Annotated in this window: 11 protein-coding genes; all 11 read left to right on the top strand. The window is 69.2% G+C overall.

All coding sequences use genetic code 11. From position 1 onward, the window contains the following. Positions 1 to 569, top strand: a 569-nt coding sequence (gene flgH, locus PO768_RS26330) for a flagellar basal body L-ring protein FlgH (RefSeq protein ID WP_272648419.1), incomplete at its 5' end; no start/stop codon positions are given. Between the two features lie 16 nt (positions 570 to 585). Further along, complete coding sequence (locus PO768_RS26325; protein WP_272648418.1) at positions 586 to 1,779, top strand: flagellar basal body P-ring protein FlgI; 1,194 nt, start codon at positions 586 to 588, stop codon at positions 1,777 to 1,779. Beyond that, a complete protein-coding gene (locus PO768_RS26320; RefSeq protein ID WP_272648417.1) occupies positions 1,779 to 2,156 on the top strand; it encodes a rod-binding protein in 378 nt (125 codons plus the stop codon). The genes PO768_RS26325 and PO768_RS26320 overlap by 1 nt, the downstream gene beginning before the upstream one ends. Further along, positions 2,153 to 3,502, top strand: a complete 1,350-nt coding sequence (gene flgK, locus PO768_RS26315) for a flagellar hook-associated protein FlgK (protein WP_272648416.1) — start codon at positions 2,153 to 2,155, stop codon at positions 3,500 to 3,502. Before PO768_RS26320 ends, flgK begins: the two co-directional genes overlap by 4 nt. A 16-nt stretch (positions 3,503 to 3,518) precedes the next feature. After that, positions 3,519 to 4,421 carry a flagellar hook-associated protein FlgL gene (gene flgL, locus PO768_RS26310; protein ID WP_137943401.1) on the top strand — a complete coding sequence of 301 codons (903 nt, stop codon included), beginning with the start codon at positions 3,519 to 3,521 and terminating at the stop codon, positions 4,419 to 4,421. Between the two features lie 13 nt (positions 4,422 to 4,434). Further along, positions 4,435 to 5,526, top strand: a complete 1,092-nt coding sequence (locus PO768_RS26305) for a hypothetical protein (RefSeq protein WP_272648415.1) — start codon at positions 4,435 to 4,437, stop codon at positions 5,524 to 5,526. Positions 5,527 to 5,776: 250 nt separating this feature from the next. Continuing rightward, on the top strand, positions 5,777 to 6,079 hold the full coding sequence (locus tag PO768_RS26300) for a hypothetical protein (protein ID WP_272648414.1): 303 nt from the start codon (positions 5,777 to 5,779) through the stop codon (positions 6,077 to 6,079). Next, positions 6,079 to 6,654: a DUF4255 domain-containing protein gene (locus tag PO768_RS26295; protein WP_262972904.1), complete on the top strand. Its 576-nt coding sequence runs from the start codon at positions 6,079 to 6,081 to the stop codon at positions 6,652 to 6,654. Before PO768_RS26300 ends, PO768_RS26295 begins: the two co-directional genes overlap by 1 nt. After that, a complete protein-coding gene (locus PO768_RS26290) occupies positions 6,651 to 7,433 on the top strand; it encodes a hypothetical protein (protein WP_272648413.1) in 783 nt (260 codons plus the stop codon). Before PO768_RS26295 ends, PO768_RS26290 begins: the two co-directional genes overlap by 4 nt. Positions 7,434 to 7,458: 25 nt before the next feature. Then, on the top strand, positions 7,459 to 9,273 hold the full coding sequence (locus PO768_RS26285) for a phage tail sheath family protein (protein ID WP_272648412.1): 1,815 nt from the start codon (positions 7,459 to 7,461) through the stop codon (positions 9,271 to 9,273). 14 nt (positions 9,274 to 9,287) lie between these two features. Next, on the top strand, positions 9,288 to 9,728 hold the full coding sequence (locus PO768_RS26280; RefSeq protein ID WP_137943395.1) for a phage tail protein: 441 nt from the start codon (positions 9,288 to 9,290) through the stop codon (positions 9,726 to 9,728). The last annotated feature ends 94 nt before the right edge of the window (positions 9,729 to 9,822 follow it).

Here is a 9,822-nt window from a genome sequence, read left to right as displayed (position 1 = left end):
CCGAGCCGGCCCCGCTGCCGGCGCTGGCCCAGGCGCCTGCCAAGGCACGCGCCGGCGGCGTTTTTGTCGCCGGCCGCACCGCCAGCCTGACCGCCGACACACGCGCCTTCCGCGCCGGCGATGTGCTGACTGTCGTGCTGATGGAAACCACCCAGGCCAGCAAGAGCGCCGGCACCCAGCTGGGCAAGAACAGCAGCGCCGGCTTCTCGGCCAGCCTGCGCGACAAGTCCTCGGACGGCTCGCTGGAAGCGCAGCGCGACTTCAACGGCCGCTCCTCGAGCAGCCAGCAGAACACCTTGCAGGGCGCGATCACCGTGGTCGTCCACGAGGTGCTGCCCAACGGTCTGCTGAAGGTGCAGGGCGAGAAAAGCGTCTACCTGAACCAGGGCGAGGAGCTGATACGGCTGGGCGGCTATGTGCGCGCCGCCGATGTCGACAACGACAACCGCGTCTCCTCGCAGCGCGTCGCCAATGCCCGCATCAGCTACAGCGGCACCGGCCATATGGCCGAGGCCAATACCCCCGGCTGGCTGACGCGCTGGTTTGTCAGCGCGCTGATGCCGTTCTGAAGAAAGACAAGAAGCGATGAAGAGCATCTGCATCCTGGCCCTGAGCCTGGCCGCCAGCCTGCTGAGCCTGCCCAGCCAGGCCGCCCAGGCGCTGGGCCAGCTGGTCAGCATCGAGGGCGTGCGCGACAACCAGCTGCTCGGCTATGGCCTGGTGGTCGGCCTGAACGGCAGCGGCGACAGCACCCAGGTCAAGTTCTCGGGCCAGTCGATCAACAATCTGCTCAAGCAGTTCGGCGTCAAGCAGCCCGAGCGCACCGAGGCCAAGAGCAAGAACGTCGCCACCGTGATGGTCAGCGCCACCTTCCCGAGCGGCTACCGGCGCGGCCAGCCCATCGATGTGACCGTGTCCTCGCTGGGCGATGCCAAGAGCCTGCGCGGCGGCGTGCTGCTGCTCACCCAGCTGCATGCGGCCGACGGCGAGGTCTATGCGCTGGCCCAGGGCAATCTGGTGGTCGGCGGCCTCAATGCGCAGGGCCAGAGCGGCTCCAGCGTCACCGTCAACACCCCCACCACCGGCCGCATCCCGAACGGGGCGACGGTGGAGCGCGAGATCGAGACCGATTTCGACAGCCGGCCCAGCGTGCAGCTGAGCCTGAAGCGCCCCAACTTCCAGACCGCCACCTCCAGCGTCGAGACCATCAATCGCCGCTCCGGCGAGATCGCCAGCACCCGCGATGCCACCAGCGTCGAGGTGCAGGCCCCCGCCAACCCGACCCAGCGCGTCGCCTTCATGGCCGGGCTGCAGGCGCTCAAGGTCGAGGTCGGCGCCGAACTGCCCAAGGTCATCTTCAACTCGCGCACCGGCACCGTCGTGATCGCCGACGGCGTGCGCGTCAAGCCGGCGGCGGTCTCGCATGGCTCGCTGAAGGTGGTGATCAGCGAGCGGCCCCAGGTCAGCCAGCCCCAGCCCTTCAGCCAGGGCCAGACCCAGGTGACACCGCAGTCGCGCGTCGCCGTCGACCAGGGCAATGGCCGCATGCTGCGCTGGCCGGCCGGCGCCAGCCTGCAGGCCATCGTCGACACGATCAACAGCATCGGCGCGAACCCGGACGATCTGATGGCCATCCTGCNGCGCTGGCCGGCCGGCGCCAGCCTGCAGGCCATCGTCGACACGATCAACAGCATCGGCGCGAACCCGGACGATCTGATGGCCATCCTGCAGGCGCTGGACCAGGCCGGCGCGATCGAAGGCGAGCTGCAGGTGATCTGATGATGAAACTCGATACCCACCTGAATGCCGCCGCGCCTGGTGCTGTCTCAGGTGCCGATGCCGACGCGGTCCGCCTGCAGGCGCGCGCCGCCGAGGCGGCCGAGAAGTTCGAGGCTTTTTTCATCAAGCAGATGATGAGCCAGATGCGCTCGGCCACCCGCGCGCTGGCCGACGATGACAGCCCCCTGAAGAACAAGGTCAATGAGGACATGATGGACATGGCCGACGGCCTGGTGGCCGATGCGATGGCCGGCCAGCGTGCCTTCGGCATCGCCGACCTGATGCTCAAGCAGATTCTGCCTCCCGCCGGTTTAAGTCCGGCCGCTACCGGGTCGCCTTACCAGCCTGACAAGTCCAAGCAGGGCAGCAAACCATGAGCATGATCTTCAACGCACTGTCCGGCGCGATCGCCGCCCAGGCGGCACTGAACACCAACAGCCAGAACATCGCCAACGCGATGACGCCGGGCTACACCCGCCAGGGCGTGCTGCTGGGCTCGGTCCAGCCGGGCAGCAGCGGCAGCAATGCGGCCGGCGCCGGCGTGGCCGTCTCGGGCCTGCTGCGCTTCAACGACGGCTACAAATCGCTGCAGATGTGGCAGGCGGCCTCGAACCTGGGCCAGTACAAGGCCGGCCAGCCTTATCTGAACCAGTTGGAGCAGGTGATGTCGGACGACACCTCCAACATCAACCAGGGGCTCGATGCCTTCTTTGCCGCGCTCAATGCCGCCAGCGTGCAGCCCGATTCGGGCCCGCTGCGCGAGCAGGTGATCACGGCGGCCGACGGCCTGGTCAAGCGCGTCGGCAGCCTGCAAAGCCTGCTGAGCGGCCAGCAGAGCGCGCTGCTCGCGCAGCGCGGCGCGGCCATCGACCAGGTCAATAGCCACACCCAGAGCATCGCGCTGCTGAACAAGCAGATCGCCGCGGCCCAGGCCACCGGCATCAACACCTCGGGCCTGCTCGATGCGCGCGACCAGCAGGTCGATGCGCTGTCCTCGCTGGCCGGCCTGCAGGTCGTCAATCAGCCGGACGGCACGATCAGCGTCTCGCTGAAGAACGGCCAGCCGCTGGTGCTGGGCAGCGAAGCGGCGGTGATGAGCCAGAACGCTGGCGACCTCGAACTGAGCTTTGCCAACAGCAGCTTCAAGGTGCTGGGCCAGAACCTGGGCGGCCAGCTCGGCGGGCTGCAGGACTTCGAGACCCAGGTGCTCAAGCCGATGCAGAGCTCGATCGGCGAGCTGGCCCAGGGCATTGCGACGAGCTTCAACACCCAGCTCGCGGCCGGTTCCGCGCCACCGGTCGTCGGCCCGGGCCAGCCGCTGTTCGACTACAGCGGCGGCAAGCTCAAGCTGACCGGCCTCACCGCGACGCAGCTGGCCTTTGCCGCGCCGGGCGGTGCGATCGGTGACAGCAGCAATCTGAAGGCCCTGATCGGGCTGAAGAGCCAGACCATCAGCGTCGACGGCAAGCTGACCGTGATGGGCGATGTCTACACCCAGCTGGTCGGCAAGCTGGGCGTGCAGAGCCAGCAGAACATCGCCGCGCAGAAGACCGCGATCACGGTGCGCGACCAGGCCGAGGAAAGCTGGAAGTCCACCAGCGGCGTCAACAACGACGAAGAGGCCATCAGTCTGATGCAGTACAAGCAGATGTACGAGGCCAATATGAAGGTCGTCGCGGTGGCCAATGCCTTGTTCGACAGCACGCTGGCGATGATTCGCTGACAGGAAGGACCGGACTATGCGTATCGCCAGCAACCAATACCACGCCACGATGAACAGCGCGCTGCAGACCGCCAACAGCGGCCTCGCGCTGGTGATGCAGCAGATGGCCTCGGGCAACCGCATCATGAAGCCCTCGGACGACACCATCGCGACGGTGCGCCTGGCCCGGCTGTCCCGCGAGGAGGCTGCACTGGATCAGTACCGCAGCAATGCCGGCGCGCTGAAGACCCGGCTGCAGGCCAACGAGGTCACGCTGGACTCGATGAAGAACGATCTGATGATGGCCCGCGATCTGCTGGTCTGGGCCGCCGACGGTGCCAACACGCCGGCCGACGTGGCCGCGATGGCCACCTCGCTGGAAGCGCTGCGCGACAGCCTGTTCTTCGCCGCCAACAGCCGCAATGCCGAGGGCAAGTACCTGTTCTCGGGCACCGCCACCGATGTCGCCACCGTGACCGACACCGGCGCCGCGCCACCGGCCCGCTATGCCCAGAATGCCGCGGTCAACGGCCTCACGCAGGACGTTGCGGTCGGCGACGGTGTGACCCTGGCCGCCAATGTCTCGCTGGGCAGCCTGGGCTTCGCCGCCTTCCTGAACAAGCTCGACGCGGCGGCCACCGCCTTCAAGACCGGCAGCTACACCGGCACCACCGCACGCGACCAGCTGGTCGAGACCGATCTGATGCTGGACGGCATCAGCGGCCAGATCAGCGTGTTGGGCGGGCGCCAGAATGTGCTGCAAACCATGGCCGACAACCAAGCCGCGATCAGCCTGGCCAACAAGCAGGCCTATATCGACCTGGCCCAGCTCGACTATGGCGAGGCCTCGGTGCGCCTGAACAGCCACACGCTGGCGGTGCAGGCCACGCAGAAGGCCTATGCCAAGGTCAGCCAGCTGAGCCTGTTCAACGCTTTCTGAGTCGAGGCGACGCTTGCAGATTCCCGTCGTCCACAGCCCCCAGCGCGCCAGCGAAGCGCTGCAGCGCAGCGGCGCCAACAGCACAGGCATTGCGCTGGACGCGCTGCCGGCACTGCGCCGCGTCGCGCCGCAAGACCTGGCCCCCAGCAGCGCTGCTACGCCCGCTACGAGCAGCAGCGCCGGCAGGTACCGGACCAGCCCGTTTCGCGAGCCCGGGCAGCAGCAGCGCCTGGGCGAGCTGCAGCAAGGCCTGGCCTATGCCGAGCGGCTGGGCCAGGCCCTGCAAGAACTGAAGAGCGGGCTCAGCCGTGCACTGGCCCAGCCGCAGCTGGCCAGCCGGCAGGCCTTGCCCGCCAAGCTGGAGGCCGTCCAGCAAGCCTGGCAGGCACGCGCCGGTGAGAGTGGCGGCCAGCTCGACGCGCGCCTGCAGCCGGTGGCCGAGGGCGAACAGCCGCGCCAGCTGTTCCGCGTGCGCGGCCTCGATGTGCAGGCGCTCAGCAGCGCCGGCGCCGAGACGCTGAGGCTGGCCATGCCCGGCCAGCCGCGCGCGACCCTGGTGCCGCTCGACGGCCAGGGCCTGCAGCGCGGCCTGCAAAGCCTGCAGCGTGCGCTGGCGGCGACCGATATGCGTCCGCACAGCCAGGGCGGCGAGCTGCTGTTCAGCGCGCCCGAATCGCAATGGCCGGCGCTGCGCGACGGCCTGAGCCTGCGCGGCGACGGCAAGCGTTTCCCCAGCGGCCAGATGGTGCGGGCCTTGCTGGATCCGCAGCCCGATGCGATCAGCCCATCGGGCTGGAAGCTCGACGACAGCCAGGCCCAGCGCCACAGCCTGGTCCAGGTGCTGGACGCCCAGGGGAAACTGGACCGCGCCCAGCAGCAGCTGAGCCAGCGTCTGGATAATGCCGCCGCGCTGACGGGCCAGGCCGATACCACCACCGGTAGCGCCGGCTCGGCCGCGCAGCAAGCCCGCTTCGCTGCAGGCTTTCGTGCCGAGGCCAGCGAGCAGGCCCTGGACTTCGAGCGCCTGAGCGCGCTGGCGCCGGCCCTGCTGGGCCTGCATCGAAATCAGGTGCAGCAGTTGCTGCTGCCGCCGGGCGGACTCTGAGGCCGGCACGGACAAATCTGTCCACCGGCACGGACAAAACCCTCACGCTGCGGCCAGCCCTGGCACAGGCGCGGCCACGGCCGCTCAAGGGTCGGCTGCGGGAGGACAAAGCGGTCCACCCGGGCGCGCCTGAGGGCGGAAGAATAGCGAGCTGAATCAAGCACTTGCTGCGGTTCTCGCAGCTGGCATCGTCCGTGCGTGCAGTGTCGGTATCAAGCTGGGGGAGGCCCCGAGCATGGATCCCGACATCATGTCCGTCGTTCAGCATCTGGCGCGCTATCTGTGCGCCCACCCCGACGCCTGTGACAGTGCTGAAGGCATTGCGCGCTGGTGGGGTGGGGCGGCCGAGCAGGGCGCGGCGGTCGGCGTGGTCGAGGCCGCGCTGCAGTGGATGTCGGCCTGTAGCGTGGTCGAGACCTGGCAGGCCGCCGATGGCCGGGTGCTCTATCGCGGCGCCCGCGGCGATGCGCATCTGCAGGCCCGGCTGCAGGCGCTGGCGGCCGACCCGCGCGCACTGCTGCCCGGCGGCCCGGCGCCCAGGAGCTTGCACTGATGGCCGGCGTCACCGCCATCCATGCGCTGTGCAGCGGGCTGGCCCAGCACCTGTCGCGCGCCTATCAGCTGCGCCCGATCGCCGGCCTGAGCTGCAAGTTCGAGCCGGCCGGCGTCACCGAGCTGAAGAAGCTCGATGGCCAGGACAGCAAGCTGACCCTGATGGTCTGGCGCATCGGCCACAACGAGCAGCTGCGCAACCGTCCGGCGCTGCAGCTGCCGCAGGGCCGTGTCGCAGCGCTGAGCCTGAACGTGCATCTGCTGCTGAGCGTCTGGGCCGACACCGCGATGAAGGAGCAATCGCTGCTGGGCTGGGTCCTGCGCGAGCTGCTGCAGCGGCCGGTGCTGGACGCCAGCGTGCTCGGCGAGGGCTTCGGCCCCGACGAGCAGGTGCCGCTGCTGGCCGAGGATCTGTCGCTCGATGAGCTCAGCAAGCTCTGGCAGGTGCTGCTGCCGCCGCTGCGGCCCTCGCTGGGCTTTGTCGCCCGCAATGTGATGCTGGAACTCGATCCCGAGCCGGACCATGGGCCGGTGCTGGCGCGCCGCATCGCGCTCGGCGCGGAGGTGCGGCCATGATGGAGCGGCTCGACCGCCGCATCTTCGGTGCCATCGAGTTCGTCGATGCGCTGAGCGATGCGCCGCTGCGGGCGCCGCTGCATATCGACGCCCCGGGTCTGCGCCTGCTGCCCAATCGCCGCGGGCTCTATGTGATCCATGCGGTCGACGGTGAGGATGACTACAGCCGCGCCTTCGACGATCCGCCGGCCACACCGCCGCGCCGCGATTTCCGGCTGACTATCCACGACCCGCAGCAGCGCTACCTGCCGCAGACCCTCACGCTGGCCCTGCCGCGCCTGCTGCCGCAGCCGGGCGTGCCGCTGGACGATGCCGACAACGCGCAGCGGCCGCTGCGGGTCCGGCTCTACCCCTCGGCGGCCCAGCCCCTGCGGGCGGCCTGGGCCGTGCTGCGCCTGGCCGTTCAGCTGCCGGGCGGGGTGGGCCTGGCCAATGTCGTGATCGAGGCCCAGCCCCGGCTGGCCGGCCAGTCGCTGCGCCACGCGCTGACCGATGCCCATGGCGAGGCCTTGCTGGTGATTCCCGGCGTGCCGGCCATCCTGCCGGATGCCGGCGGTCCGGCCGGCCTGAGCCGCGAGTTCAGGCTGGGCCTGCAGCTGCTGCTGGACCCGGCCGTGGTCGTGCGCAGCGATGAAGCGGCTGTTCCCGTGCCCGATCTGCGCGCGGTGCTGGCGCGGCGCGAGGCCGGCGTGCCGGCGCTGCGCGTCATCAGCCCCGCCGACCCCTTGCTGAGCGCGGGCAGCAGCCGGCGCCATGTGGAGACCGTGTCATGGCCCTGAACTGCGGCCACCCAGGAGGTGCATCGTGCCCGAATACCTAGCCCCAGGCGTCTATGTCGAGGAAGTCAGCTTCCGCTCCAAATCCATCGAGGGCGTGGGCACCAGCACCTGCGCCTTTGTCGGCCCGACCCGCAAGGGCCCGGTCGGCGGCGCGCCCGAGCTGCTGACCAGCTTTGCCGACTTCGAGCGCATCTATGGCGGCATCGACGATCTGGCTTTCGACGGCGACACCGTCGATGCGCACCGGCGCAACTACATCGCCCATGCGGCCCAGGCCTTCTTCAATAACGGCGGCGGCCGGCTTTATGTGGCGCGGGCCCAGTCCGGCGATGCCCGGGCGGCCGTGGCGCCGCCGCTGCTGGCCGCCGCCGATGCGGCCGATCCACCGCGCGCGGTCTTCGAGGCACGCTTTGCCGGCACACATTTCAACGGCGCCGTCATCACGGTGCAGCAGGTGCTGACGCCGATAGGCAAGGCCGCGATCAGCGCCGCACCCGACGGCAGCCTGTTGCGCATCCATCGCAAGAATCCCGCCGCCACCCTGGAAGGCCTGTGGGGCAAGGCCGCCGGTGCCTGGAGCCGCATCGGCGAGGCGCCGGCGGCGGTGGACCCGCCGCTGCCGACCCTCACCACGCTGCCGGCCGACTTCGATCCGGTCAACTTCTCGGCCTCTCTGCTGAGCTTCGACATCACGGTGGCGACCAGCGACGGTGCCAGGGCCCAGTACGAAGGCGCCAGCCTGGGCAGCGGCCAGCCGCAATTCATCGGCCGGCTGCTGTCGGCCGCACCGGCGAGCCGCGCCGAAGCCCTGGTCCAGCCGATCGCGCTGAAGACCCGGGGCGCGATCGGCGCGCCCGAGCTGCTGGCGGTGCTGGGTGGTGGCCGTGCCGATGCCAATGGCATCGAGCCCAGTGTGCGTTTCACGCTGGCCGGCGGCACCGACGGCGCCGCACCCGATGCCGGCGAGTACCAGGCCGGGCTGGATCTGCTGATCGCGCTGGAGGATGTCTCGGTGGTGGCCGCGCCGGGCTACTCGGCCTTTGCCGATATCAGCCAGGGGGCGGTCTATCGTTCGATCCAGGAAGCGCTGCTGAGCCATGTGGCCGACGCGCGCCGCTACCGCATGGCCGTGCTCGATGCGCCGCCCGATGTCACGGCCACCGAGATGCGCGATCTGCGCGGCCTGGTCGACTCCACCCGCGGTGCGCTCTACTACCCCTGGGTGGTGGTGGCCAACCCACTGGCCGGCCCCGGCAACAGCCAGCCGGCCGAGATCCAGCTGCCGCCCTCGGGCTTTGTCTGCGGCATCTACGCACGCAATGATGTCGAGCGCGGCGTGCACAAGGCGCCGGCCAACGAGATCGTGCGCGGCGCCTTGCGCTTCCATCCCAATGTCAACTTCGGCCAGCAGGAGCTGCTGAACCCGATCGGCGTCAACTGCCTGCGCCAGCTTGACGGGCGCGGCCTGCGGGTCTGGGGTGCTCGCACGATCTCCAGCGACCCGGAATGGAAGTACGTCAATGTGCGGCGCTACTTCAACTACCTGGGCGCGTCCATTGATCGCGGCACGCAGTGGGCGGTGTTCGAGCCCAATGGCGAGATGTTGTGGGCCAATGTGCGCGGCACCATCGCCGACTTCCTCTACAACGAATGGCGCAATGGCGCGCTCTTGGGCGCCAAGCCCGAGCAGGCCTTTTTCGTTCGCTGCGACCGCACGACGATGACACAGAACGACCTCGACAACGGCCGGCTGATCTGCCTGGTCGGCGTGGCCGTGATCAAGCCCGCCGAGTTCGTGATCTTCCGCATCGGCCAGAAGACGGCCGACGCCAAGTCCTGAGCCAGGAGCCGACGATGATTCAACGCGACACCCCCTACGGCGCTTTCAACTTCCAGGTCGATCTGGGCAATGGCGTGGCCGGCGGCTTCTCCGATGTCTCGGGCCTGGTGACCGAGATGACGGTGGCCGAGTACCGCAACGGCAACGAGGCCGAGAACCATGTGCGCAAGATCCCCGGCGTGCACAAGGTCGGCGACGTCACGCTCAAGCGCGGCCTGATCGGCAGCGCCGATCTGTTCCAGTGGATCAAGCAGGCCCGCACCGAAGGCTACAAGGCCAAGCGCACCGTGGTCATCCATCTGCAGGACGAGGCCCGCGATGGTCCGGTCGCGACCTGGCGGCTGCAGGGGGCCGTGCCGCTGAAGTACACCGGCCCCACGCTGGCCGGCAAGGGCGGCGGCGATGTCGCGATGGAAGAGCTGGTCTTGTCCTGCGAAGGCTACGAGATCGAGTAGGTCTCGCGACTGCACCATGTCCAACCATCCGCAAGCCCTCACCGGATTGAGCTTCGAGCTGGCGCCGCCGCGCCCGGCCCATCCCTTGCGCAGC

It is taken from the genome of Paucibacter sp. XJ19-41 (assembly GCF_028462495.1).
Lineage (GTDB): Bacteria > Pseudomonadota > Gammaproteobacteria > Burkholderiales > Burkholderiaceae_C > Roseateles_E.
Note: the sequence above shows the minus strand (reverse complement) of the source record. Positions and strands in the feature narration are given on the sequence as shown.

Bases quoted from the DNA above. Each gene is read 5' to 3' on its own strand.
- PO768_RS26320 (WP_272648417.1), top strand. From the start codon at position 1,779: ATGATGAAACTCGATACCCACCTGAATGCCGCCGCGCCTGGTGCTGTC.
- flgK (WP_272648416.1), top strand. From the start codon at position 2,153: ATGAGCATGATCTTCAACGCACTGTCCGGCGCGATCGCCGCCCAGGCG.
- flgL (WP_137943401.1), top strand. From the start codon at position 3,519: ATGCGTATCGCCAGCAACCAATACCACGCCACGATGAACAGCGCGCTG.
- PO768_RS26300 (WP_272648414.1), top strand. From the start codon at position 5,777: ATGTCCGTCGTTCAGCATCTGGCGCGCTATCTGTGCGCCCACCCCGAC.
- PO768_RS26295 (WP_262972904.1), top strand. From the start codon at position 6,079: ATGGCCGGCGTCACCGCCATCCATGCGCTGTGCAGCGGGCTGGCCCAG.
- PO768_RS26290 (WP_272648413.1), top strand. From the start codon at position 6,651: ATGATGGAGCGGCTCGACCGCCGCATCTTCGGTGCCATCGAGTTCGTC.
- PO768_RS26280 (WP_137943395.1), top strand. From the start codon at position 9,288: ATGATTCAACGCGACACCCCCTACGGCGCTTTCAACTTCCAGGTCGAT.